Genomic DNA, 25438 nt, shown 5'->3' on the forward strand with positions numbered 1-25438 from the left:
GCGACGACCGGCATTGCTTAACCAGCGGGCTCAACACTATCAACATCATTTTTTGCGATCATCAGCTGGCTTCCCGCCGCCTCGATCATTTTTCGGCTTTTCGCATCGATACCGTCATCAGTAATGACGATATCTATTTTGGTCAGTGGACATACCAGCAGATTACTGCGGTTTTGAAATTTACTGCTATCCACCAACAACACCCGGCACTCGGCCTGATCCATCAGTTTCATGACCGCCTGCACGATTTGAGGATCCGCTTCCATAACGCCCTGAGGCCCCACACCATGAGCGCCAATAAACAGCAGAGAAGCATAATATCGACTGGAAATATCATCCGGGAATGGACTCAAAATGATGTTCTGATCCCGGTAGATACTGCCACCCGGCAGCGTCACCACACATTTACTGCGCTTGACCAGCTGCTCGGCAATGACAAACGAATTGGTCAATACTTGCAGCTTGCGCGTACGCATGAACTCTGACATGAAGTAGGTGGTGGTCCCACCGCTGATGGAAATGGACATGCCATCCTCCAGCAATTCCACCGCTGCCTGGGCAATTTGCCGTTTGGCTCTGGCGTTAATTGTCTGGTTAACGGAATATGGCCTTCCAACCAGGCTGACATTGGTCGGTGGATGCAGGGCTTCTGCCCCTCCCCTCACCTTTTTTAACTTTCCTTTTTTATGTAAATCATTGATATCACGCCGAATGGTCGCTTCCGATGCACCGAGCAGATCCACCAGATAACTTAATGTGGCAATCGGTTTTTCTTCCACTTCCGCCAGAATGATTCGATGACGTTCAACTTCATGCATTAGGCATCCTCTTGCGTCACTATATTTCACAATCTTTCATTTGCAAGCATTTTTTGCAATGTTATGATCGATATTGACAATAAAAATAATTAAACCAATAATTTTCAATCACTATCGATCATCCCGGCTATTCTAACGGCTGTTTTGTGCTAACACACGCGTCAAAACGGTCATCTCCGGTCAAGGTCGAGACTGATGAAACAATAAATATAACAACGATCATTTCCATTCAATTCCAGAAACCCCGACAACGCGGTCTTTGGAGGAAAGTAACCATGAACAACGGTCCGTCAGCGGGATTGCAAATGACGCGGGCTGTGTCAAACCGAGGTGCCGAATGCCAACAAACAATAACAATCAAATTCCCAACCTATGGGATGACACCAGAGCCGCCTCTCTGTCAGAAGCGGAATTGCTGCTATATCGTTCAAACCTGCTGGGTAGCGATAAACGGGTAACCAACTATGGCGGGGGCAATACCTCTGCCAAAATCCAGCAGTCAGATCCGCTCAGCGGTGAAACCGTGACCGTACTCTGGGTTAAAGGCTCCGGTGGGGATATCGGCAGCATGGGCCTGGATGGTTTCGCCACCTTATACCTGGACAAACTCAACACCCTGAAAACACTTTACCGGGGCGAAGAGTACGAGGATGAAATGGTTGGTTATCTGCCCCATTGCACCTTCAACCTGAACAACCGGGCGGCCAGTATCGATACACCATTACACGCCTATGTACCGTTCACCCATGTGGACCACCTGCATCCGGATGCGGTGATTGCTGTCGCAGCCTCCCAAAACAGCCGGGAACTGACCGAAGTGATTTTTGGTCAGGATATCGGCTGGTTACCCTGGCGTCGGCCAGGCTTTCAACTGGGACTGGAACTGGAACAGATTGCCCGTGAAAACCCACACCTGAAAGGCGTCGTGCTGGAGGCCCATGGTCTGTTCACTTGGGCGAACGATGCCAAAAGCTGTTATGAAACATCACTGGCCATGATCAACCGGGCGCAGCAATGGCTCGATCAGAAGCTGCAGAATCAACCGGCCTTCAACGGTCAGCGCCACGAGAGTCTGAGTGCCACCAAACGACAGCAGATTGCCAGTCAGCTGATGCCGATTATTCGTGGCAAAACCAGCCATCATCAGCGTCAGATAGGTCATTTCAATGATGCGCCGGAAGTGCTGGAATTTGTGAATTCCCAGGCCCTGATCTCACTGGCAGAACTGGGCACTTCCTGTCCGGATCACTTCCTGCGAACCAAAATCAAACCACTGGTGCTGGAGTACAACCCAGAGCAGGACAATCTCGCCCAGGTCATAGACAGTCTGGACGCCCAGCTGCAAGCCTATAATCAGGATTATGCCGCCTATTACGAACGCTGTAAGCACCCAAACAGCCCGGCCATGCGCGACTCCAATCCAGTCATTTATCTGGTGCCAGGAGTCGGCATGTTGTCGTTTGCCAAAGATAAGGCGACCGCCCGCATTGCCGGCGAATTCTATCTGAATGCCATCAACGTTATGCGTGGTGCAGCGGGCGTGAGTGACTATATGGGGTTACCGGAACAGCAGGCGTTCAACATTGAATACTGGCTACTGGAGGAAGCCAAATTACAGCGCCAGCCCAAACCCAAATCCCTTGCTGGCAGAGTTGCTGTGGTAACCGGTGGTGCCGGTGGTATCGGTCAGGCGACGGCCGCACGGTTGATCCGCGAAGGTGCCTGCGTGTTATTGCTGGACATAGATGCTGAAGGCCTGGCACGCACCGAATCTCACTTTCGCGACACTTTCGGCGCGGACAATATCAGCAGCTTCACCATGGATGTGACTCAGGAGCAGGAAGTGGCAGCCGCCCTCCAACATTGCTGCCTGACGTTCGGCGGGGTAGACATTCTCGTTTCCAATGCCGGTATCGCCTCTTCAGCACCACTGGACGAAACCACGCTGGAGCTATGGCAGCGAAATCAGGATATTCTGTCGACTGGCTACTTTCTGGTGACCAGGGAAACTTTTAAAGTCATGAAACAACAGAATATAGCCGGCAACATTATTTTCGTATCAAGCAAAAATGGTCTGGTGGCTTCGGCCAATGCCAGCGCTTACTGCACCGCCAAAGCCGCGGAAATTCAATTGGCCCGCAGTGTTGCTCTGGAAGGTGCGCCTCTGGGCATCCGTGCCAATGTGGTAAACCCGGACGCAGTCTTGCGGGGATCCAAAATATGGACCGGAAAATGGCGGGAGGAACGCGCCAGTGCCTATAACATGTCTGTTGACGAACTCGAAGAGCATTATCGTCAGCGTAGTCTGTTGAGGTTGAATGTGTTGCCCGAGGACATCGCCGAGGCCATTTACTTTTTCGCCTCGGATGCCTCAGCCAAATCCACTGGCAACATTTTGAATGTTGATGCGGGCCATGCCCCATCGTTTACCCGCTAACCAATTGGAGGAAGGACTGATGACAACCACAAAAATCTCAACAGATCTTATCCAGCAGGAAAACCATCGTCGCCAGGACTGGCTGCAACAGGATTATCAGGCGCTGGCGGAAAAACTGCAGCGCCAGCATATCGATATTACAACAGTGACCGCTCAGGCGCAGACGCTGCAGGTAGCGTTACCGTCCTGGGGAGTGGGCACCGGCGGCACCCGCTTTGCCCGTTTCCCCGGTATCGGAGAACCACGCAATATTTTTGAAAAACTGGACGATTGTTCGGTGATTCAGCAGCTGGGACGCATGACTCCCAATATTTCTTTGCATATTCCCTGGGATAAACCCGATGATCCCAGGGAATTAAAACAATATGCCGAAGCTCTGGGTCTGGGATTCGATGCCATGAATTCCAATACCTTTCAGGATCAGGCCAACCAGGATCTGTCGTACAAATACGGCAGCCTGACGCATACCCGCGCTGAGGTTCGGCAACTGGCGATTGCTCACAATATCGAAGTGATTGAACTGGGCCAGCAGCTCGGTTCCAAAGCATTAACGGTATGGATTGGTGATGGTTCCAATTTCCCCGGTCAACAGCATTTCAGTCTCGCCTTTGGTCGCTACCTGGAAAGCGCCAGACAGATTTATCAGGCGCTGCCATCCGACTGGAATATGCTGCTGGAACACAAAATGTTTGAGCCGGCTTTTTATTCCACCGTCATTCAGGACTGGGGCAGCAGCTACCTCGCAGCCAAAGAAACCGGCGAACGTTGCCTGTGTCTTGTCGATCTCGGCCATCATGCTCCCAATGTCAATATCGAGATGATTGTTTCCCGTCTGGCGCAGTTTGGCAAACTGGGTGGTTTTCATTTCAATGACAGCAAATATGGCGATGATGATCTCGACAGCGGTTCGATTAATCCTTATCAACTGTTTCTGGTCTTTAATGAATTGGTTGATATTCAAGGCAATATGCCGTCATTTTCGCCGTTCTACATGCTCGATCAATCCCACAATGTGACCGACCCGATTGAAAGCCTGATCTACAGTGCCGCTGAAGTACAACGAGCCTACATCAAGGCACTACTGGTGGACCGCACAGCGTTATCGCAGCACCAGGACAATAATGATCCCCTCATGGCACAGGCAACACTGAAAGCGGCCTATAATCTGGATGTCGAACCGATCTTACAAATGGCCCGCATGCAAAGCGGCGGCGCGATTGACCCGATTGCCTGTTATCGGGCCAGTGCCTACCGACAGCAATGTGCCCAACAACGACCAACCGACAAACAGCCTTCCGGTTCCGGAATCATTTAGCCGTCAAGCCCATCATGTCTGCCTGCTGGCTACGGGCAGACGGTATACTGTCAGTAACACAAGAATAACAATATCTCCCTGCTGTACCACATCTCCCTGATCTGGAGGAGTTTTATTGTGTGCGATTCACCCGGTATCGATTGCCGGGTCGTTAATCATGCCAGTCCCTCTGGCACAACAATAACCTACAATCAGAGTCATCAATATCATGAAAATATTTGTCTCAATTCCAGCCCTGCTGATCCCCCTCTCAACGCCCCTGGTGACCATGCCGGCACATTCCGCTCCCAGTGTCAGTAAAACCGAAGAATCCATCATGACCACCGATGCCACAACCTGGTGGGATGATCGCTATGGTGATGGTTATCTGAGTAGTATGTCCTACTCTCAGGATTCCGTGATCAGTTACGGTGGATGGCAATATGCTGCGTATTACAACCACAACCGCCAGGTGGAGATCAGGCGTCGACAGCTTCCTGGCGGCAACTGGGATAGCCTGACTCTGAGTGATTACACACAGACCGAAAATGATAACCATAACAACATTTCCCTGGGCATATCACCTCGGGATGGTCGTATTCATGTGTCTTTTGATCATCATGACAGCGACCTGCACTATCGTCTGTCAGTGGCCGGAGTCGCCAATTACCCAACTAGCTACAGCTGGAACAGTGCCTTGTTTTCCAGTGTTCAGAGTCACCTGGATAACGGCACCGTCAACCCATTAACCTACCCACGTTTTATCACCGCCAGCGATGGCACCACGATATTTGAAGGCCGTATTGGCCAGAGCGGCAATGGCGAAAGCTGGTTGTGGCGCTATAACAATGACGGCCATTGGACAGAACTGGGCAAGTTTATCGAAAACAGCTACAACGGTGGTGATGCCAATGCCTACTTTTTTGGCATTCAGTTTGATACCCACAACCGTTTGCATGCTGCCTGGGTGTGGCGGGAAAATTTTGGCGGCAATTCCAACCATGACATCATGTACGCCTACAGCGATGATTATGGTCGGACCTGGCGTAATAATGCCGGAAGACTGGTTGCAGTCACGGGGCAGTCTTTTATCACCCGGGATTCTGACGTGAAAATATGGACCATTCCCACCAATTCCGGACTGATAAACCAGGAAGCCATGGTAGTGGATCTGCAGGGGCGCGTACACGTTTTGGCCCGCAGAGATATCGACGGCAGCAACAGACAAGTTCATTACTGGCGCGACACCCAAGGTCAATGGTCGCAAATGGACACCGGCATCAAAACCAAGATCTGGGATAACCGCTCCAAACTTGCTTATGATAAAGATGGCAACCTCTATGCCATCATGCCTAATATTCAAATCGCCTCTGCCTCGGCAGACAAGCATTATACTGACTGGACCGTCGTCAACCTGGATGACAACAGCCGCTATACCCACTCCGAACCTTTAATCGATTTTTATGGCCTCAAACAAGGTCGGGATGAATTATATGTGTATGCCCAGAAAGGCACCGTCAAACAGACATCCGGCGACATTGCCATTCTCAAATATCAGCTCAATGGCCGTCCATTCCAAGGTTGGTCTCTGTGTGCCAATGAAGGTCAGCAATGTGAATTCAGCGGTACCCGTGAGGTTCGCTATGGTTATGATGGAGCCTATAACAGCGGTACGTTTACGGATGTTGCAGAATGTAGCAACCGTGTATTTGGAGATCCGATTTACGGAGTTGAAAAAACCTGCGAAATCCAGCTAAACCAGGATGAAAGTGCACGACCATGGATGTATTGTGCTGGTGAGAACCAAACCTGTCAGTTTCAGGGTATCCGTACAGTTCGTTACGGTGCTAATGGCCACTATTTTTATGGTCAGCACAGTGATGGTATCAGCTGCAGCAACAGCGCCTTTGGCGATCCTGTCAGTGGTGTGTGGAAGTCCTGTTACTATAAATAAATAGGAAAAACAGCTTCACTTCAGAAAGACCTGCAGATCCCCGGAGACATTATCCCCGGGGATTTCCCTTGTCAGTCACCCGTTTGTTTCCATCATTCCAGAAACGGGACCTCATATCACCCAGCGCCAGTATCGGTTAAAAAAAAATTATATTTTCGGGAACTTTCAGATTACCCCACAGTCAAAGTTACTGTTACCACATCAGTGGAACGAACAATAACTGACTCCATCGTTAACATATTAAGGATTTAAACATGAACAAGTCTCGTAACAAACTGACCGGTGCTGCTCTAGCGATTGCTGCTGCTTCTCTGTTTACAACAACTGCCCTGACATCTGGCCTGGTTTCAGCCAAAAGCGCTGAAGTACAGTGCTGGGGAGTAAACGCGTGTAAAGGTCATAACGACTGCAAAACAGCCAATAATGACTGTAAAGGCATGGGAAGCTGCAAAGGTCAGGGTTTCCTGAAAATGGATAAGGATCTTTGTAAAAACCTTGGCGGAACGGTTAAATAAAGAAAGGCTTACGGCAGTTTAACGTGCCATGAACGCATTCATGTCCGGTTGTAATGAGAGTCATGAATGCGCCATGTTCATATCATGTCAACAAATATCAAGAGTACGACATCATGCATGAACGTCCAGATTTCGCGGGTTATGGTCTTGGTTTGCGCCCGGATTATTATTCCGAAATACTCGACACCCGTCCACCGGTCGACTGGTTTGAAGTCATCAGCGAAAACTTTATGGTGGAAGGTGGTAAACCATTACACTTTCTGGATCGCATCAGAGAGTTTTATCCGATTGCGATGCATGGTGTTTCTCTTTCCATCGCCTCCACGGCTCCATTGAATTACGACTATCTGGCCAGACTGCAAACCTTGATTGAACGGGTCAACCCGTTATGGGTATCAGACCATTTGTGCTGGACCGGACTCAATGCCCACAACACCCATGATCTGCTGCCTATTCCCTATAACGAAGAAAGCGTTCGTCACGTGGCAAACCGGGTTCGTCAGGTACAGGAGGTTCTGGGCCGTCGGATACTGCTGGAAAATTTATCCAGTTATGTCAATTTTAAAACCTCAGATATGGAAGAATGGGAATTTGTGGCCGCTGTCGCCAAAGAGGCTGACTGCTGGTTGCTGCTCGATGTGAACAACGTTTATGTCAGCGCCCGTAATCACGGATTTGATCCGATGGATTATCTCAATGGCATTCCTATTGATCGGGTTGTGCAGTTTCATGTGGCCGGTCATTCTGACTACGGCGATTACGTGATCGATACCCATGACGCGCCGGTGACCGATCCGGTCTGGCAACTTTATCATCAGGCTGTTCAACGATTCGGTAAAGTCTCCGCCATGATAGAGCGGGACGACAATATGCCTCCTCTGGAGGAACTGATGAGCGAGCTGAGCACCCTTCGGGAGATCGGCGAAAATGCGTCAAAACCGTTCACCAAAGCAGGCTGATCCCATGTCTTCAACCCTTGCATCCCTGCAACAGAATTTTCTGAGCGCGATCAGCGCGCCACAGAGTAGACCAATTGACGCCGTACTGGACACGGAAACCTTGAGTGCCGCCCAGCGAATGGCGATTTATCATAATGCATATTTTCAGCGGTTGCAGGAAGTGCTGCAGCAGGACTATCCAACGGTGCATGGCCTGATTGGTGACGATATGTTCAGTCAGCTGGCCAAGGAATACATTTTGTCGCATCCATCCAGTCATACCTCAATTCGCTGGTTCGGGGAACAATTACCCGCCTTTATTCGGCAGACAGAGCCGTATCAACAGCATGGTATTCTGGCAGAACTTAGCGACTGGGAAAGATATCTGCGGGCAGCGTTTGACGGTGCCGATGCAACGCCACTGCAATCCGATGCACTACAAACGGTAGCAGCTGAACATTGGCCCTGGTTAGGGTTCGTATTTGTCCCAACATTCAGGCTTTGCGAGCACAGATTTAATACCGTCGCGGTATGGCAGGCACTGAAGGAAGATAACCCACCTCCTGATATTCAGGCTCTGACCGACAGTGAGTACTGGCTTATCTGGCGTTCCGGGTTACAAACCGCTTATCAGTCCGTCAGCTCTGAGGAGGCAGAAATGATCCAACAGGTTCAGCAGGGTAATCACTTTGCCGGGCTGTGTGAACGACTATCAGATCAGTATGGTGAACAAACCGCTCAGGTTGCCATCGGCCTGCTGCAGAAGTGGATTCAGGCAGAAATGCTGCAAAGTCTTCATCTGACAACTCAGGATTTTGACGCTGCAGATTTGTAGCCTACCCTGAAGCCGCCCCAGTGACGACCATTGATGTAAATCGGTACCGACAGATCATGCATGATTTCCCCGGTGTCTCGTTTATACGTCTGCAACAGGAACGGTTGGGTATGGCTGCCACAGCGTAAGCCGGTACGATCATCGAAAATACGTTTGGTGCGGTTGTGCACCAGATCCCGCTTATAATCTCCCGTCAACGGCTGCGAATACACTTTGTTATGGGTTGGAAAATAGCCGTTGTTGTCCACTGCACCGGCATACAATACTTCCGGATTGCGTTGAAGAAGCGCCTCCTGGATATCAGGCAGGCAACGGTCGGTAAATGTATCAAATCGGGTGCTGAATTTTTGTGGGTTGGTATTTTTAATCGGTTGATAATGGCGGTCAAACAGGTCCTGTTCGCTGATTTCTCGCCCGGCTATCGCTTGTTCGAACAGTTGTCCAACCGCGACTGCGGCGGCACTTGCTTCAGCCCGGATATCATCATGAATGGAACCGATCTTCACTTTGGCGAACGCGCTGTAGATGTCCTCCGAGGTATCGGATAATGATAACGCCTGAGAGGAAATACTACTGATATCCTGCTCAGTATGGGCCAACCGATCGCGAGTGGATTGAATAATATTGATGATCCGGTGCAGGTTATCGCGATTACTCTGCAGGCTGCCATCAATCTGTTCGATTTCACTCCCCACCTGTTCGGAATAATCCGCCATGGCCTGTAACTGTTCACCAATAAGGTTCGTCTGGCTCACACTCTCATCGATCGATTTCATGAGCAAATGGGTATTGCCAACAGATTCTTTAACGGCCTGATTGATTTCGTTCACCGTGGTGGTAATTTGCGCTGTTGCACTACTGGTCTTATGGGCCAGGTTTCTGACTTCATCTGCCACGACAGCAAAACCGCGTCCCTGTTCGCCAGCTCGCGCTGCTTCAATGGCAGCATTCAGAGCCAACAGATTGGTCTGTTCCGCAACTTCCCGAATCATATCGGTGACCTGAAAAATCTCCGCTCCTTTTTTTTCCAGATTCGCAATCATCTCAGCATTTTGTGAAACCTGATCACGCGTGGCGTGCATTTGCGGCACGATTTTTTGAACAGACTGGTAGCCAACCTCATTGACTTCTTTTGCGTTTGAAGCACTGGCAACCGCCTGGCGGGTACGCTCGACAATGTCATCCAATGTAGCTTCAATATCTTTGGAATTTCCGGCAATCTCGGTGATATCCTCGGCTTCGTGGTGGAACTTCCGCGATAGCGTATCTGCCGCATAGGATACCTCCGCTGCGGAAATAGCAATCACGCCACCTTTTTCTGCCACTTTCCGGGTCATGTCATGGTACATTTTCAACTGTTCAACTGCATGCCGGAACTGCGGTGTATGCATGTTCTCTGCAAGATCACCATGACTCTCGGGTCCGTTCTCCATCATTTCTTCATAATGGAGAACATCCTCATGTATCGGTGCCAGGATTCGAAAATAGCTGATCCAAAAGGTCAGTACAACGCTGCAAACAGCTGTCAACGATGCCAGCAACCACCCCTGAGAAACAACTGCCGACAATAACGCCGCACAGACAACAGCCCCTGCAAGCGCGGGGATTAAAACCTGAAGATTGTTTTTATTTTTAATGTTCACCGCCGCCTCCGCTAGCCGACTACTTTATCGGTGCAGCCATATTTTCATATTCGACACACCAATAAAACCGGTCATTTTCGCAATTAGAGTTTATAACCCGCCCAACGACTTTACGATCCACAAATGAAAATGCACGTCAGATACCACATACGTATCGTCTTCCTGCTTCTGTAAGTCACCAACATCTATCAGTTTTGTCAGTACCTGATTAAGAGATTGCTTAGTAATATCGAAACGTTCCAGACTTTCTTTAGTAAACAAATTTCTGCCATTGAACGTTCCGACCATTTTCAACACTTTTCGCTGTAAGGCGGAGTAGCTGCTGAACAATAGCCGAAACTCTTCATCTTTCTCCGCAATGATCAGATCAATCACCTGATTGACCGATTCAAAAGTCAATGCCAGCTGATTGGCATACAACCAATACCCCGTTTGCAGAATTAATTTGGTCTGGCCGCGGGTACGCTCGTACAAATGTTCAAACACCCCCGGCTCAAACTCTGTCTCAAGGCGTTGCTCGCAATACTGTTTAAATTCCCCCATCTCAATACCGGAAATCGATATGGATGAAGACATGCCATAGAGTGGTTTTTGCCGATTGATAAACAGATTACTGAGAATACTTTTTTTGGAGCCGGAGAAGACAAACGAAATATATTTCAGTTTTTGCAGATGGGTTCTGAGCACCGCATCAATACGTTTGTCTTTGATTTCTGCCACCTGTTGAAATTCATCCAAAGCGATGACCAGAGATTTATTATGCTTCTCACAGATACGTTCCGCGCCCAACAAAGCATCTTCTATTAATTCATCAAAATCGCGACTCAATGGTTTGGGGGAAAACTTCAAAGAACCGCTGGAAGTCGGCTGCATTTCAAAGCTCAATCGCTTAAATGCTGACATCAATTCTTTGGTTTTGCGTTCGATGGAAAACGGCAGTGCTTTGTAAACGGCTTTATACATGGCAACTGCCACATCATAAGATTCAACACAGGAAAACAAATCCGCAAAGGCATGCAGCTTAGTGTCCGGCAAAGACTGGAAGACATGATAGATCAGGCTGGTCTTACCATAGCGTCGATCACCGAACAGCAACACATTCTTACCATCCAGAATGAGTTGCCGAAGCCTTTCTGCTTCCTGTTCACGGCCAAAAAAATTCTCTGGAGAGGGCAGTTTTTCAAACTGAAATGGGTTTTCCATGACCATTACTCCTGGTAAATAAAAAACATATACTTGGGGTATATGCCATTATGTTGACATCACCAAGATACCACAAGTAAATATTTGTCATTTACTAATAGCCACTATTGAATATAGCCAATCAATATCCATTATTTGAATTCAAGCGCAATATACGAAGTGTTTTCCCCGGTCACTGCATTACATTGGTACCTATCGCCATCAACTGGAAGTCTGACTATGAATACTCATCCTCTTGTGACAACGGATGATCCCCGCTGGGCACAGGTAGTGACCAGGGATTCCCACGCCGACGGACAGTTTGTCTACAGCGTTCGCACCACCGGTATCTACTGTCGCCCCTCATGTCCTTCAAGACGTGCCAAACCGGAAAATGTGACATTTTATAGCAGCCCGGAAGCCGCAGAACAGGCTGGCTATCGTCCCTGTAAGCGCTGCCGGCCGGATCAATGGACGACACCTCAGACAACTGCCAGGCTCAGCTTCAGCATCGATCAATGCAGTCTTGGTCAGGTTCTGGTGGCCAAAAGCACCGTAGGTTTACGCGCCATTCTGATGGGCGATACCCCCGAAACACTGGTGCGAGAGCTGCACGATCGTTTTCCAAATATACAACCTACCCGGGCCGATCAAACACTTGAACAGACTGTCGCCCAGGTGATCAACCTGATTGAGCATCCCGCAGCTCAGTGTCATTTGACACTGGATATACGCGGCAGTTCATTCCAGCAACAGGTATGGCAGGCACTGCAGGATATTCCAGCAGGACAAACGCAGAGTTATACCGAGGTCGCCGCCCGCATCAACGCCCCAAAAGCCGCTCGGGCAGTGGCTCGGGCCTGTGCAACCAATGCCCTGGCAGTGGTCATTCCCTGCCATCGGGTGGTTCGCAGTAACGGTAGCCTCTCCGGCTACCGCTGGGGCATTGAGCGCAAACAGGCTTTACTGGCCAGGGAGCAGCTATGATGACCCTGCCACTGCTGGACAGCCGCCTGATTCAACAATCATTGGCGCAATTCGGATATGCCCGAATTAACAGCGTACTGACCCCGGAACAGTGTCAGCACCTCTGTACTAGCTATGAACAGGCATCGCTATTTCGCAGTCGTATCGTGATGCAGCGTTACAATTTCGGAGCCGGTGAATATCAGTATTTTGACTACCCACTACCCGCACCGGTAGATCAGTTGCGGCAATGGGGCTACGCGGCTTTGTCGCCAATTGCCAATGACTGGGCCGACAGATTACAACTCGACCAACATTTTCCAGAGCAGCTGGATGATTTTCTGCAGCGCTGCCATCAACATGGTCAGGTTCGCCCCACTCCTTTGTTGCTGCGTTATCAGGCAGGTGATTACAACTGCCTGCATCAGGACCTTTATGGCGAGCATGTATTTCCGCTGCAAATGGCTATTATGCTGTCACGACCCGGTACTGATTTTCAGGGCGGTGAATTTGCTCTGACCGAACAACGACCGCGCATGCAATCGCGTATCGAAGTCGTGCCGTTGGCTCAAGGGGATGCAGTCGTATTTCCGGTACAATATCGTCCGGCCCAGGGGTCAAGAGGTTATCACCGTGTGCAGATGCGTCATGGCGTCAGCCGTATTCATTCTGGACAACGTTACATGCTGGGAATTATTTTTCACGATGCCAACTGAATATCACCAACAGCTTACTCTCGAACTGCCAGACCATTTTCGGATTCAGGATTTTCTGGATTTTCATCGTCGTGACCAGGAAGCGGTGGCCGAGCGCGTCGGTACCGACAGCCTGACTAAAGGACTTATGTTGTCGGGCATTCCCTGTCAGCTAGAGATCGGATTCAGTGCACATCAGATCAACGTGCAACTGACAGCCGCCAAAGAACCCGACCCGCAAAGCAATTCATTGTCGACACTGGCAACCCATATGCTGGGTCTGTCTCAACCGATCCAGCAGTTTGAACAGATGTTTGGCGACCACCCGCAAGTTGGTACTTTGTTACGCCAGAATAAAGGGCTCAGAATTCCCCAGGCCGCCTCTGCTTACGAAGCCCTGGTTTGGGCAATTATTGGTCAGCAAATCAGCCTGACAGCCGCTATCGCAATTCGCCGCCGGTTTATTCAGGCCGCGGGTCAGTGCACCCTCAACGACTTATACTGTTTCCCCGACCCCAACGTTGTCAGCCGGATGGATCAGGCAGACATTAAAGGCTGCGGTTTTTCGAACACCAAAATTCAGGCATTGATGGGGCTGACCGAATGGATTCAGGCAATACCAATACTACCCAATACATTGACAACAGAAACCGCCAACCAACTCAGTGAACAACTTCTGAGCATCAAAGGTATCGGTCCGTGGACCGTGAGTTATGCGTTATTAAGAGGGTTTAACTGGCTGGATGGATCGCTGCATGGAGATGTCGCCGTCCGTCGCAACCTGCAACACCTGCTCAATATGGAAACACCTGTGGATGCACGTTATACCGAACAATGGCTGCAACAGTTCTCTCCTTGGCGAGCGCTGATGGCCGCTCATTTATGGGCACAGCAGAGCACTTCGGGTTACTGAAAAAATAAAACTCTTGCGTCCTTGTACCTTCGCTAAAAGAACATGGTCGGACTCATACGCACAATGAACCGTCAGATGATTTCCTCCATCGTCTTCAGGCTAAGCCTGACAATGTTCAAAATACTTATGATAGCAAACGGTCTGACCAATCCACCCCAAAAATCTTCATATCGCCATCAAGTTAATATGCAAACTTAGCATTTAACATATACCTCTATATGCTCTACATTAACTGACAAGAAAAAGGACCTGTTTTCGCATTCTCTTGCCATCTTCTTTGGCGGTCTTTGAAGTTTTCTTACCAATGAAAACAATAAAGGTATTCGTACCAAGGAGATTTCCATGAAAGTATTTCAGCAATTTCTTCAATTCCTAACAACGCTACTACCATTATCAAGCATACTATTGTCTCTGATACTCACACCTGTATTTGCCGGGGCAGCCAACTCTGGAGATGTGGATCTCGACAATGACGGTCTGATCGAAATCGAAACCTTAGAAGAACTCAATCAGATGCGCTACAACCTTTTCGGCACCAGCCTGACTGATGAATATGGCGACAGCAACAGCGAAGGCTGCCCGGCCTCCGGTTGTTTTGGTTATGAACTAGTGAACGATCTGGACTTCGATACCAATGGCAACGGAACGTTATCTGATGAACTGTCTTGGAATAATGGTAGTGGCTGGGTGCCCATTGGTACTGGGAGAAATTCGTTTTCTGCGGTTTTCGAAGGCAATGGACATACCATCAAAAACCTTTATATCCGACGCAGTGAAGACAATAATGTGGGTTTCTTTTCGGTCCTGGTAAATGCCACAGTCCGTAACCTTTCCCTGACCGGCACACTTGCTAAAGTATATGGCAATAACGATACCGGTAGTCTGGTGGGCCAGATAGGAAACCGTAATTTTCAGGACTCCACCGTTATCAAAAATGTCTACAGCACGATAAGTGTGATCGGAAAATCTGACGTAGGCGGTCTGATTGGCAACATTACGCTATGGGGATCAAATACATATGTTCTCAACAATCGAGTTGAGGCTGTTGTACAGGGTTCCTGGTATGTCGGTGGGCTAGTCGGTTACGTTTACAGCGCGATGGAAGACTCCTTCATTTCCATAGAACACAACAGCAGCAATAGTTTTGTATATGGCCAAGATAATGTAGGTGGACTGGCGGGTGCCCTGCTTGGTCAGCATGGCGGCTATGTCAAACTGACTTATGGCGAGACAGAGGGACGAGTCACTGGAAACTCAAAAGTGGGAGGTCTTATCGGCAGACTCTATACCCGCGGATATACCGAACTTAACGCATTAGATGTATCCAATTCCCATGCGAATACAAGAGTGATAGGGAGAGGTAATAATATTGGCGGGTTAATCGGTATGGTCGAAATGTATGGAGAGGATGGAATTGTGTTTATTAAGATCGTTAAAAGTTATGCATCTAGCATCGTAGAAGGGGTCAACAATGTCGGGGGTTTAATCGGCCAAGTACGCGATGATGATGACTCTTTTACGATAGAGGATTCTTATGCAACCGGCAAGGTCAGTGGCAGTGACAATGTCGCTGGACTGATAGGGTATTTTTATATTACCAAATTCTCTACCGTGCGCGTTGCCCGGACCTACGCTTTGGGATCTGTCAGAGGCAGTTATCAGACAGGTGGACTGGTCAGTAAGATTACATACCACTCATCAAGTCTTCCAAGCTGGTACACCGATGGCTACTTTAGAAATATAGCAAGCTACTGGAATATCGAAACAACCCGACAAACCAGCAGCGCAACCGGCACAGGCTACACCAGCGAAGAACTTAAGTGCCCGCGTTTCCCGGGAGATTCAACCTGCATGGCCAGACTGTATTACGGCTGGAGTTCCAGCATTTGGAATTTCGGTACACCTACTGAATATCCAACATTACGATAATGTCGCAACTTGGGTTAAGTCTTCCTTACCATGGCAGGGCTTAACCCGGCTCGTTCTTCGGTCATAACCGGGCCGCTTATGCCGACTCAGCAACACTATGGGTCAGAGTCAGCGGTTCTCTTTCCAGCTCATGCTGATTAACACTGAAAATCACGACCGGTATGCCATTGATAATATCCCGATGGCTATAGCGCTCACCAATACGCTGGGCAACCCGTTTGGAACGTTCATTATTGGGCTGGATAATGCTCACCAGATGCCCAAGCCTGGCAATGTTAAACGCCCAGTCACGTGCCGCCAGCGCAGCTTCTGTGGCATACCCCTGCCCCCAGGCATCCGGGTGAAAAGCCCAGGCGAGCTCTATCCCCGGCCAACCTTCGGGATAAAACAACCCGGTACGACCAATCAACTCACCGGTCGCTTTCAGTTCCACCGCCCATACCCCAAAACCGCGCAACTGCCAGTGACCGATTAACGTTGCCATCAACCGCCAGGACTCGGTACGAGTCAGCGGTCGGCCATCACCGATAAACCGGCTAAAACGTGGATCAGCATTCATGTCGGCAAAAGTGTCTACATCCCGTTCATCAAAACCTCTCAGGACCAGACGCTCAGTTTCCAATACAGGGATAAAGTTTGGCATCGAACAGGACTCAGCTTACGTTGAAACAGCCGTCGATCATACAAGCTAAACAACGGACAATTAAGTTCCAGTTACACGAACATGGGAGCTATATCGCAAATTAAATACCTATCATCCATTTGTAGGATTGACCCCTAAAAGCGGATTTCAGTGTTCTCCAAACCAAATACGGCAACAAATTGGACCTTCAAAGCTCGAAACTGCTCCAGTGGTAAAACCAGGGTATGTCTACCCTAGTTCTGAGGTCATATGTTCGATTGATCCATATCTTGGGGAGCAATCTATAGCGCTTTCATAGTGCAGTATAAATAGACATACATAAGCCGAAGTTACCGGTTAATCCGATGTGTTTTACACAAAAGACCACTGCAAATGTCATATCCAGATAATCGGCAGATTAGTGATCATCCGAACCGTTTTCCCTATCAGTCAGGCTGTTTTGTAATACCCGGCCAACCAGTCAAACATCAGAGACATTGAAGAAAAGCCCAAGCAAAGAGAATTCCAGACAACGGCTCCGAATACCTTATCGTGCCAAGGTATATCCATACGATAGTTGTTATCAATTTTGAGACGCAGCTTCACCCAGGCATTTTCGAGTTCGTTTTTCATCAGCTTATTGAAGACAAACTGGATTTATCGGCCTTTCATAACGCCTATAAAATGACAACGGCGGCAACTATCTTGATGCAGAGAGAAGGTATAATATAAAAAATTATTTTGTCCGCTATGCTCACTTTGTATTTTGCCCAACAAAAACCAATATTGACTTTCTGAGGTATAAACTTGAATAAGGGTTGCGCTTACTTATTAACTGGCAAGGTAGCCAGTGGAAAAACCACTTATGCTCGTAAAATGGAAGCAGAAAAAAAGGCTGTTTTTCTTTCAATAGATGAATTGCAGCTCAGTATATTTGGTAGTTCACCTACACGTGAACAGCTTGATAATTCATATGAGGGAGCCCGTGCATATCAATTCAAAGAAGCTTTAAAGTTTTTGGAAAATGGAATCGATGTCCTTTTTGATTGGGGCCTCTGGAAAAAAACCGAACGTCAGAAATACAAGGAAGAACTCCAAAAACACGGATTTGAGGTGGTTATTATCTATTTTAAGGTATCAGATGAAGTACGTTTGGAGTGGAATTCGAAAAGAAACTCTGGAAGCGATGAAACATCTTTCAAAATAGAGTCTCATGATGTTGCACTATTTGATTCTATGTATGAAGAGCCAACAGATGAAGAGTACAACCGGCTGGTGACATATTGACAGTTAATGAGCGGCTGAGATAAAAAATAACACCCGTTTAGTTAATTTTCCCTTTCGCCACGCACATGCCCAGACCAGATAAAGAGTGGGTGTCTCCATGATAGATTTAGGGAACCTCTGAAAAATGGCCGATTTTTCAGAGGCCCCTTAGTTGCCGTAGCGAGATGAAAAGGGCTTCCATTTCACATAACAATCAGACATATCTTCTGTTTCGATATTTTCTTAACGCAGCGGGGGAGCAGCTGATAAACAGCTGATCGTGATGACCAAGATCGTTTAAATATTTAAAGAAAAGTCTGAGTTGATCATTACCAAGGTATTTGACGCAGCTCCTTTCACTGAACCTTATGTATAAGCCGCTTGTTTCCCTTGAGATGTTTGCTGACCGTCCCTTTAAACAAACAGGATAATGCCGCTTCAATCGGTTTTGAAAACCGGGGAAGCGGCAGCGCCATCAGGCGAATTCTTCCATGAAGTCCAACTCACCCTGGTGCATCACAATACGGCGATGGTTGGCCCATAATTCTCTGATTTTATCCTGATTGCATTTTTGCCGATCAACCAGCACTCGGGTAGCCAGTTCACCGGTTTTCTGCCCCGCCGGCAGCGGTACTTTGGTAAATACGAACTGATTAGAAATCAGGTCCATAAATGGTCCGGATTTACTCGTTGGCATAATAAATAAAAGCTGCAATCCAAGTGTTTCGGTCAGATAGTTAATAACTTCTTTGGAGCGGGTTTCGTCCATCTTCGAGAATGCTTCGTCAACCAGCACCATACGCAGATGACTATCCCCTTCACTGAAACGGAACGCACTGGTAATTGCTGCGCTGCGAATAATGTAGGCAGGTGTTTCCAGCTGACCTCCGGAGCCGGTACCGTATTGGCTCAGCGCGATAGGTTCTTTGCCTTCGGGCTGTTTGTAGATTTCATAATTACGGTAGTTACGGTAATCGGAAATCCGCTCCAGTTCACGCATGGCTTTTTGCTCGTCTTCATCAAGCAACATGGACATCAGCTGATCACGGATCTTTTTGGATTTATCCGAGAGACTGCTACTGAACAGGGTATTGCTCTCACCCAGGCTCGGGTCATTGATGATCTCTTTGAAGAAGGTCCAGTATTCCTTGTATTCCGGTACCCATTCCCAGCCAAACCGATAACTTTCGCGGTCGGCCCCGAAACGATGATGTTCGAGTTCTTTATTCAGATTTTCCAGAATCCGCTTACCGTCATTAATTGACTGATAAATGGAGTGACACAAGTTGGTCACGAAAGCGTTGTTGAAATCCTCTTTCAGCCCAACAAGCTTATCGAGCTTATCAACCAGAATATTATTTTTCAGGCGATTGTGGACCTGGTCGGCTTCACGGCGCACCATGCAAATGCCTTTGAAGAAAGTCTGATTATGGCCCAGAGCATAGTCAGGCTGATAGACAATAGCATCACCCGGAGTACACCGTTGATTGTGTTCGAGAATGTTTCGCTCAATTTCGTGGGCTTTACTGTTCAGTTCCGCCGCAATGGCCAGTACCTGGTTATCGACAAATTCCTGGGTAACATCTTTGGCTTCTTCATCCGCGGAGATTAACCGGGCATCGGCATCAAACTCAGGCCAGACGGTTTTGATATTACGCAGATCCTCTTCCCGGGTTTCCACCACAGTCAATGTTTCGTCCTGCTGGTCAGCAAGATCTTCACAACGCCGGCTAATGGTTTTCAGGCGGTTTTCCTGTTCGCCAGTCTCTTTGTCCAATGAGGAAATGGACTGATCCAGTTCCTGTTGCTGCTGTCGTAACCGGTTGAACTCGATTTCAAGCGACTCGAAATCAGATAGATCCAGCATTTCCAATGCCTGCTCGCCGGTTTGAATACTGCGATGGCATTCCAGCATGGACTGCATGTAATCCGCAAAAACAAGATGCGGTAGCTGATTGATGGCACTCAACAGATCACGGGCTTCAATGATACTCTGATCCGCCTCATTGGCCTGCACGGCCAGTTGATTCAACTCTGCTTTTTTGGCCGCCAGCGCACGCTCGCGCGCACCTTTACCAAATACCAGCTCCGAATCAGGCAGGTCACAACGAAACATGGAATAACCGCCACTGCCCATGCCGGCAGCCGTTACGCCACGTCGGGTCTGGGTCAGAGCCTGAGCATCACGCACCTGCTCGACACTGCCATAGGTGGCGGTAATGTAGCCTTTGACGACTGCATGGTTGAATTCCATCAGATGGACGATCGAGTTGGCTGGGACTTTCATTCGCTCAGCATCACTACGGGCTTTAGATCCCTGAACCACACGTGCACGATTATCACGCCCAGGCATACTGCGGACGATGCGAATGGCTTCGGCCTCAAATTCAGGTTCGACAATGATCGAAAAACGCGCACCACCAATATACCCTTCCAGCGCTGACTGCCAGTCCGGGTCAATGACCTCGATATAGTCACACAAGACTCTCGGGTCTGCCTGTGGACATTCCCGCCGAATCGCTTCAATCGCCGCACGGGTATATGCCGGATAATTCACCTGCATGGTCGACAGACTATCGATATCCGCCTGCTTCACGGCAACCTGACGCCGGATCCCCTGCAGCTTCTGATCACGTTGTTCCACCAACCGTGCAACCTGATCCCGCAAACTCATCCCCGTACGGCTCTGCTCATGATTGAACCATGTGTCGCGCCACTGATTCAGCTGCTTCTGACTGACCAGAGCAGTGTCCAGATGATCTTCAAGTGCTGCCAGACCTGCCAGATCCTTGCCCAGCAAACGGGGAAAATCGATCTGCTCCTGTTCTGATTTGGCGATCACAGCCTTGACCTGAGTTAACAGTGACCGCTGCCCCAGCTCGGGGATATCCGCCGACAGTGAGGATTGCGACAGCAGTTGCTGAATAGACCGATTGGCCTGGGCCGCACCTTCGAGGCTTTTGACCTGTTCCAGCAACTTCGGCACCAGCGCATGCAACTTATCGGTATTACTGCGGATCTGTTTTTCGTACTCATCTTTGGCCTGTAACGCACCGATACCTTTACGTTGGGCTTCGATATTTACCAATTGCTCATGTAACTGATCACGCCGACGGGCAGCCAGTTCTCGATCTTTTCTGGACTGATCGATGGCTTCGCGAATATTTTTCTGTTGTTCTTTGGTATCCAGATAAGCTTTTTGCTCTTTGAGATAACGACTTCTGGCAGCAAGATATTCCAATACATGATGCTCAATCCATTGTTCGATATAGGCATCGGATTTGGCCCGGGTACTTTCCAGAATACCTGCAGTTTCCTTCAATCGGGTGGCTTCACTCTCCATCGCATATATGGTTTTCATCAGCTCTGAAATACTGCGAATGGCTTCACCAAGGTTTTTGGGTTCCAGGATTTCATGAGCCACAAAACCATTGATACTCTTGACCGGCTTGTAAGCCATAAAACGACTGAAAGCACGAGCTGCATTCAGCGCCTCTGCTTCCGTAACACCATCCCGACGCCCACGTAGAGCACCATAAAGACGCCGCAGGTACTGCCGTTTGGTATCGTATTTTTCTATCGCATCCACCCCGCAGCGTTTACGCACCTGCTTGGTGAGTGCATCCATGGACACAACCTGTTTGCCACCGGTGGCATCGGTTTTTACCAGATCATCCAGCGCCAGCTCCTCTGCCGGACAGATAAAAAACTGCATATCATTCTGGCGTGCCACAACCTGAGTACCAGCACGGTCGAGGGATGCAGACACTCCGATCAGAGCGGTGAAAGGTGATGCGGTTTCGCCCTCGGTCGGATAAAACACCGCCCCCAGATAGCCCACTGCACCTTCTGGCCTGGCATAACTGCCATCGTCACACCCCAGCACATAACTGGCCAGGGTTCTGACCTGTTTGTTGCGACCACGCTGGGTGGCTTCGTCCTGACCAGGGTTAAACATGAACAAGGTATCATGCGCAGCGGTCATGATGGTTTGAATAGCATCCGCAGCCGTCGTTTTACCAGAGCCATTGCCGCCACTGAGCAGATTAATGGGGCCGAAATCAAATTCCAAAGCCGGAATATTACCCCAGTTGACATAAAGAAATTTTTTCAGATACATGGCTTACTCCGCCTCGTCCTGATCAAAAACAGACGCGTGCTGATTAACAATCAACTCTTCCTCTTCTTCACCGGTATCCGGTTCAGCTATCGGTTCGCCCCCAGCGGCGGCTTCATGATCCATCCCCTCAACCAGAGAAGCAAGAACGTCACCACTGACATAGCTCATAATCATTGGACGAATACGCAACCACAACTCAGTATCTTCAAATGATGCTTCAGGATTCAGACTGATCAGTCGCAGCTGACGGGTACGACGAAACAAAGTTTTACGTTCGGTCACATTTTCCGGCAGAGTTCGCTTAAGCAGATTTTTCATGGCAATGTTTATATTTTCCAGAGAGGCAACAACGTTACCATGTTCATCAACCTGTCCTTCTCTGAGGGCTTTGTCGTACAGACTCCGCAATACCAGTACCAAGGCAACTTCGTGTTGATTCAGGCGAACCCGAAAACCACCATTGAATGGAGTGTCTTCCTCTGCGTCCATACCCGGTACTTCTGCTCCTGGCGGAAACAAACGCACAAACTGAAATTTCCGGTCATGCTGCATACGAATACTGAGTACCGCCAGATAATCCTCGACCAGACTTTCCAAACGCATAAAACGGTCATACAGGACCTGTTCAACCTGGCTTTCATCGCGACAAATCACACCATAATCCATCAGCCGGATCATCAGTTCAGTAAAGTCACGTAACTGCAGGCCCTGTTTTTCAAGCTGGTTTTCCAGTGCATTCAACATAAAAATTTATTCCTGATTATTCGTAACCAGACAGATTTCAAACACATCCTGTCTGGCAAAATATTCATTCTCGTGGGTTTCGTTTTTGACCGGTGTTACCTGGAATCGGAATTCCCTGGATAAATTGCTGGCAGCACCAACCTCAATAGCGTGGGAAACAGACAGCAGATCCCTGGCGGTTTCTACTGGTAATTGTCGGGTATCCACTTTTTGTCCGGCTAACAAATTTCGATACAGATAATCACGGATGGTCTGATCGCTGATGAAAAAGGCCTGATCCAGTAATTGCTGAACATAAATGTCTTTGCGAGCCTCGACATCAAAACTCTCGCTGCTGTCTATATCCATCGCCAGCACCAGACGTCTGCGCGGTGGTGCCAGACGTACCTGTTGAGGGTCGACGTATCCCAGTCTTGGCACCGCCATGATTTCACCAGCATGCAACAACGCTTGCCCTTGTTCCTGCGTCGACAGTTCGGATAACCGCTTACAGATACTCACTAAATCATTATGTTGTTGGCTGGACAGATAACTCATTTGCCGGATGATGATGTCAGCCCGTTTGGTGAAACTCTGCAATGCCCGTCGCACCTGAGGCACCATCACATCACTTGCGGCTCGGATGCGATATTCAATACCGTCCAGCAGTGACCATAATAACGACTGCCCGGCCACAATCTGATCGGGTAGTAATTCCCGCAGCCGCTGTTCGGTACGGGTCTTGAACGCCCGGTCTTTTTTGCGGATTTTCTGAATCAGAGTCTCAATACGATCACGAAACTTTTCGACACTGTCCGCGGATAAGCGAATGGAGAGGTCCGGCTGGAAACGCTTTTCCATGAAATCGAAGAATTCATCACTGGCTTTCTGCACCAGTAGCTGGGTTTCCATGTCCTTCACCAGTTCCCGACGCCGGTCGTCGAGTTCTGTAATCACATCGGTAAAGTCTGCAATGATGCGTTCAGAGTATTCAAAAGCATCCAGCAGATCATAGACTTCGCCGTTGTTCAAAAACGCACTCAGGGAGTTATAGGTACCACGGGTATTACGATGGCGGGTTCGGGCACTGCGTTCAGAAGCAATAAACGGCTCAGTAAACTGACGGCCGAAACGACTGAAAGCATAGGTACTTTGTAAAGTGGCTTCATCCACCTGACGCTCAAGCCAACCATATTCAAGCAGATTGTTTAAGATCCAGCCGGCCTGTTCTCGGCTGTTACGAAAACGCTGTTCACCGGAGGCTTCATCAGAGTCATCGGCCAGCACCGGGGCTCGTTCCAGTGCCTCCTGGAAAATTTCTATCAGATTGTCGCGCTGCAATGCCTGACCGTAGTCTGCATGGCTGGCACTGTAAAGGCGTAAGTACAGTTCTCTGAGGCATTCAACCACCTGTTCACGATATTTGCTGGTCAAAGGTTTGAAAAACTGCGCTCTCGGTTGTTCGAAAAACATCCAGTCAGATCCGAAAAGATTTGAAAATCAAGGATTTAGAGAAAATTAAAAGATCGCCTACTTTAGCTGATTGAAAGCCGGCTAGCCAGTGTTGTTAAGTAACCCTTAAAGGTCGAAAATGGTCACTAAACTTAACCAGACGATACAAGACATGTCCATGATCCCTTTTATTGCCAACATCAGTCCGCAGGAGAAGAATCATTGGCTGGAACGATTGAATCATGTTCTGCCAGAAATATCTGTCATTGCCTCTGACGAACTGGATGACGACCAATGCGAAACGGCCCGCGTGGCCATCGTTGCTAATCCTGACCCGACAGAATTACAACGTTTCACCCAACTAATCTGGGTTCAGAGCCTATGGGCTGGGGTCGAACAAATGATCGAACTGCCGGCACTCCAAGATGTCACCATCGTTAAAATGGCTGATCCGGAGCTGGCAACCACCATGGCCGAGGCTGTGCTGACCTGGACGCTCTATTTGCACCGAAACATCCCGTTATACCAACAGCTACAGCAGCAACATGTCTGGCGACCGTTGGAATATGTTTCTGCCCAGGACCGGACTGTTAGTGTTTTGGGTACGGGTGCACTTGGAACAGCAGCCATTCACCGTCTGCAGGTTATGGGATTTAAAGTATTGGCCTGGAGTCGCAGTGCAAAAAATATCGCCGGTATTCACCACTTTCATGGCGTTGGGCAATTGCCCGAGCTGCTGGCCCAGACAGATATTCTTGTCAGCCTGCTGCCACTGACACCTTCCACCTCCGGCCTCATGAATGAGGACAGGTTGTCACAATTAAAAACTGGAGCCAGCGTGATTAACTTTTCCCGTTCGCGGATCTTTGATTATCAGGCACTGATGTTATTGTTGGACCAGCGTCATCTGCAGCATGCAGTGCTTGATGTCTTTGACCAGGAACCACTGAATACGGACGATCCGCTGTGGGAGCATCCCAATATTACTGTGCTCCCACACATCTCAGGCCCAACCAGCCCCGACACAGCAAGCCTGATCGTGCAAACGAACATACGTAATTATCTGGCCGATGGCACGATTCCAAAGGGGGTTAACAAACATACCGGCTACTGAATCAACCTGTTATTGCTGGCCC

20 protein-coding genes are annotated in these 25438 nt (G+C 48.9%); 12 read left to right on the forward strand and 8 right to left on the reverse strand.

All coding sequences use genetic code 11. The features are described from left to right. Positions 1-17 precede the first annotated feature (17 nt). Positions 18-818 (reverse strand): DeoR/GlpR family DNA-binding transcription regulator, encoded by an 801-nt coding sequence (locus ACQY6I_RS13630; protein WP_428242042.1) that lies wholly within the window; start codon positions 816-818, stop codon positions 18-20. Between the two features lie 337 nt (positions 819-1155). Between ACQY6I_RS13630 and ACQY6I_RS13635 the strand changes: the two genes are divergently transcribed. From ACQY6I_RS13635 to ACQY6I_RS13660, 6 genes are all read left to right on the forward strand, one after another. Continuing rightward, positions 1156-3255 (forward strand): bifunctional rhamnulose-1-phosphate aldolase/short-chain dehydrogenase, encoded by a 2100-nt coding sequence (locus ACQY6I_RS13635; RefSeq protein ID WP_428242043.1) that lies wholly within the window; start codon positions 1156-1158, stop codon positions 3253-3255. A gap of 19 nt (positions 3256-3274) precedes the next feature. Then, positions 3275-4570, forward strand: coding sequence for an L-rhamnose catabolism isomerase (gene rhaI / locus ACQY6I_RS13640; protein ID WP_428242044.1), 1296 nt, complete (start codon positions 3275-3277; stop codon positions 4568-4570). Positions 4571-4778: 208 nt separating this feature from the next. Then, positions 4779-6503, forward strand: coding sequence for a BNR repeat-containing protein (locus ACQY6I_RS13645; protein ID WP_428242045.1), 1725 nt, complete (start codon positions 4779-4781; stop codon positions 6501-6503). A 254-nt stretch (positions 6504-6757) separates the two neighbouring features. Then, positions 6758-7018: a hypothetical protein gene (locus ACQY6I_RS13650; RefSeq protein ID WP_428242046.1), complete on the forward strand. Its 261-nt coding sequence runs from the start codon at positions 6758-6760 to the stop codon at positions 7016-7018. Positions 7019-7131: 113 nt separating this feature from the next. After that, the gene (locus ACQY6I_RS13655) at positions 7132-7977 is read left to right on the forward strand and encodes a DUF692 domain-containing protein (protein ID WP_428242047.1); all 846 of its coding nucleotides are present in this window, start codon (positions 7132-7134) and stop codon (positions 7975-7977) included. Between the two features lie 4 nt (positions 7978-7981). Continuing rightward, entirely contained in the window at positions 7982-8791 is an 810-nt protein-coding gene (locus ACQY6I_RS13660) for a putative DNA-binding domain-containing protein (protein WP_428242048.1), read from the forward strand. On the opposite strand, the gene ACQY6I_RS13665 is transcribed toward ACQY6I_RS13660, so the two are convergent. Together ACQY6I_RS13665 and ACQY6I_RS13670 are read right to left on the reverse strand one after the other, a co-directional pair. Continuing rightward, on the reverse strand, positions 8764-10434 hold the full coding sequence (locus tag ACQY6I_RS13665) for a methyl-accepting chemotaxis protein (RefSeq protein ID WP_428242049.1): 1671 nt from the start codon (positions 10432-10434) through the stop codon (positions 8764-8766). The genes ACQY6I_RS13660 and ACQY6I_RS13665 overlap by 28 nt on opposite strands. Before the next feature lie 90 nt (positions 10435-10524). After that, complete coding sequence (locus ACQY6I_RS13670) at positions 10525-11637, reverse strand: AAA family ATPase (RefSeq protein ID WP_428242050.1); 1113 nt, start codon at positions 11635-11637, stop codon at positions 10525-10527. A gap of 219 nt (positions 11638-11856) precedes the next feature. Here ACQY6I_RS13670 and ACQY6I_RS13675 point away from each other — a divergent pair, with 219 nt between their 5' ends. From ACQY6I_RS13675 to ACQY6I_RS13690, 4 genes are all read left to right on the forward strand, one after another. Beyond that, positions 11857-12603 (forward strand): bifunctional transcriptional activator/DNA repair enzyme AdaA, encoded by a 747-nt coding sequence (locus ACQY6I_RS13675; protein ID WP_428242051.1) that lies wholly within the window; start codon positions 11857-11859, stop codon positions 12601-12603. Beyond that, a complete protein-coding gene (locus ACQY6I_RS13680) occupies positions 12600-13298 on the forward strand; it encodes a 2OG-Fe(II) oxygenase (RefSeq protein WP_428242052.1) in 699 nt (232 codons plus the stop codon). Before ACQY6I_RS13675 ends, ACQY6I_RS13680 begins: the two co-directional genes overlap by 4 nt. Next, on the forward strand, positions 13288-14190 hold the full coding sequence (locus ACQY6I_RS13685) for a DNA-3-methyladenine glycosylase 2 (protein ID WP_428242053.1): 903 nt from the start codon (positions 13288-13290) through the stop codon (positions 14188-14190). Before ACQY6I_RS13680 ends, ACQY6I_RS13685 begins: the two co-directional genes overlap by 11 nt. A gap of 342 nt (positions 14191-14532) precedes the next feature. After that, complete coding sequence (locus tag ACQY6I_RS13690) at positions 14533-16119, forward strand: GLUG motif-containing protein (protein WP_428242054.1); 1587 nt, start codon at positions 14533-14535, stop codon at positions 16117-16119. Between the two features lie 76 nt (positions 16120-16195). Here the strand turns inward: ACQY6I_RS13690 and ACQY6I_RS13695 are convergent, their stop codons facing one another. Further along, positions 16196-16762, reverse strand: a complete 567-nt coding sequence (locus ACQY6I_RS13695) for a GNAT family N-acetyltransferase (protein ID WP_428242055.1) — start codon at positions 16760-16762, stop codon at positions 16196-16198. A 429-nt stretch (positions 16763-17191) separates the two neighbouring features. Beyond that, a complete protein-coding gene (locus ACQY6I_RS13700; RefSeq protein WP_428242056.1) occupies positions 17192-17374 on the reverse strand; it encodes a hypothetical protein in 183 nt (60 codons plus the stop codon). Positions 17375-17548: 174 nt separating this feature from the next. On the opposite strand from ACQY6I_RS13700, the gene ACQY6I_RS13705 reads away from it, so the two are divergent. Beyond that, entirely contained in the window at positions 17549-18028 is a 480-nt protein-coding gene (locus ACQY6I_RS13705; protein WP_428242057.1) for an AAA family ATPase, read from the forward strand. A gap of 454 nt (positions 18029-18482) precedes the next feature. Here the strand turns inward: ACQY6I_RS13705 and ACQY6I_RS13710 are convergent, their stop codons facing one another. From ACQY6I_RS13710 to ACQY6I_RS13720, 3 genes are read right to left on the reverse strand one after another with little or no spacing between them, the layout of a single operon-like run. Next, complete coding sequence (locus ACQY6I_RS13710; protein ID WP_428242058.1) at positions 18483-22127, reverse strand: ATP-binding protein; 3645 nt, start codon at positions 22125-22127, stop codon at positions 18483-18485. A 3-nt stretch (positions 22128-22130) separates the two neighbouring features. Beyond that, positions 22131-22871 (reverse strand): DUF4194 domain-containing protein, encoded by a 741-nt coding sequence (locus ACQY6I_RS13715; protein ID WP_428242059.1) that lies wholly within the window; start codon positions 22869-22871, stop codon positions 22131-22133. Between the two features lie 6 nt (positions 22872-22877). Next, positions 22878-24323: a Wadjet anti-phage system protein JetA family protein gene (locus ACQY6I_RS13720; RefSeq protein WP_428242060.1), complete on the reverse strand. Its 1446-nt coding sequence runs from the start codon at positions 24321-24323 to the stop codon at positions 22878-22880. Positions 24324-24474: 151 nt separating this feature from the next. Here ACQY6I_RS13720 and ACQY6I_RS13725 point away from each other — a divergent pair, with 151 nt between their 5' ends. After that, positions 24475-25416: a 2-hydroxyacid dehydrogenase gene (locus ACQY6I_RS13725; protein WP_428242061.1), complete on the forward strand. Its 942-nt coding sequence runs from the start codon at positions 24475-24477 to the stop codon at positions 25414-25416. Positions 25417-25438: the final 22 nt, after the last annotated feature.

It is taken from the genome of Gynuella sp., from assembly GCF_050297175.1.
Taxonomy (GTDB): domain Bacteria; phylum Pseudomonadota; class Gammaproteobacteria; order Pseudomonadales; family Natronospirillaceae; genus Gynuella.

Excerpts from the sequence above, each read along its gene's own strand:
- ACQY6I_RS13630 (WP_428242042.1), bottom strand. The coding sequence starts at position 818 with ATGCATGAAGTTGAACGTCATCGAATCATTCTGGCGGAAGTGGAAGAA.
- ACQY6I_RS13635 (WP_428242043.1), top strand. The coding sequence starts at position 1,156 with ATGCCAACAAACAATAACAATCAAATTCCCAACCTATGGGATGACACC.
- rhaI (WP_428242044.1), top strand. The coding sequence starts at position 3,275 with ATGACAACCACAAAAATCTCAACAGATCTTATCCAGCAGGAAAACCAT.
- ACQY6I_RS13645 (WP_428242045.1), top strand. The coding sequence starts at position 4,779 with ATGAAAATATTTGTCTCAATTCCAGCCCTGCTGATCCCCCTCTCAACG.
- ACQY6I_RS13650 (WP_428242046.1), top strand. The coding sequence starts at position 6,758 with ATGAACAAGTCTCGTAACAAACTGACCGGTGCTGCTCTAGCGATTGCT.
- ACQY6I_RS13655 (WP_428242047.1), top strand. The coding sequence starts at position 7,132 with ATGCATGAACGTCCAGATTTCGCGGGTTATGGTCTTGGTTTGCGCCCG.
- ACQY6I_RS13660 (WP_428242048.1), top strand. The coding sequence starts at position 7,982 with ATGTCTTCAACCCTTGCATCCCTGCAACAGAATTTTCTGAGCGCGATC.
- ACQY6I_RS13670 (WP_428242050.1), bottom strand. The coding sequence starts at position 11,637 with ATGGAAAACCCATTTCAGTTTGAAAAACTGCCCTCTCCAGAGAATTTT.
- ACQY6I_RS13675 (WP_428242051.1), top strand. The coding sequence starts at position 11,857 with ATGAATACTCATCCTCTTGTGACAACGGATGATCCCCGCTGGGCACAG.
- ACQY6I_RS13680 (WP_428242052.1), top strand. The coding sequence starts at position 12,600 with ATGATGACCCTGCCACTGCTGGACAGCCGCCTGATTCAACAATCATTG.
- ACQY6I_RS13685 (WP_428242053.1), top strand. The coding sequence starts at position 13,288 with ATGCCAACTGAATATCACCAACAGCTTACTCTCGAACTGCCAGACCAT.
- ACQY6I_RS13690 (WP_428242054.1), top strand. The coding sequence starts at position 14,533 with ATGAAAGTATTTCAGCAATTTCTTCAATTCCTAACAACGCTACTACCA.
- ACQY6I_RS13695 (WP_428242055.1), bottom strand. The coding sequence starts at position 16,762 with ATGCCAAACTTTATCCCTGTATTGGAAACTGAGCGTCTGGTCCTGAGA.
- ACQY6I_RS13700 (WP_428242056.1), bottom strand. The coding sequence starts at position 17,374 with ATGAAAAACGAACTCGAAAATGCCTGGGTGAAGCTGCGTCTCAAAATT.
- ACQY6I_RS13710 (WP_428242058.1), bottom strand. The coding sequence starts at position 22,127 with ATGTATCTGAAAAAATTTCTTTATGTCAACTGGGGTAATATTCCGGCT.
- ACQY6I_RS13715 (WP_428242059.1), bottom strand. The coding sequence starts at position 22,871 with ATGTTGAATGCACTGGAAAACCAGCTTGAAAAACAGGGCCTGCAGTTA.
- ACQY6I_RS13720 (WP_428242060.1), bottom strand. The coding sequence starts at position 24,323 with ATGTTTTTCGAACAACCGAGAGCGCAGTTTTTCAAACCTTTGACCAGC.
- ACQY6I_RS13725 (WP_428242061.1), top strand. The coding sequence starts at position 24,475 with ATGTCCATGATCCCTTTTATTGCCAACATCAGTCCGCAGGAGAAGAAT.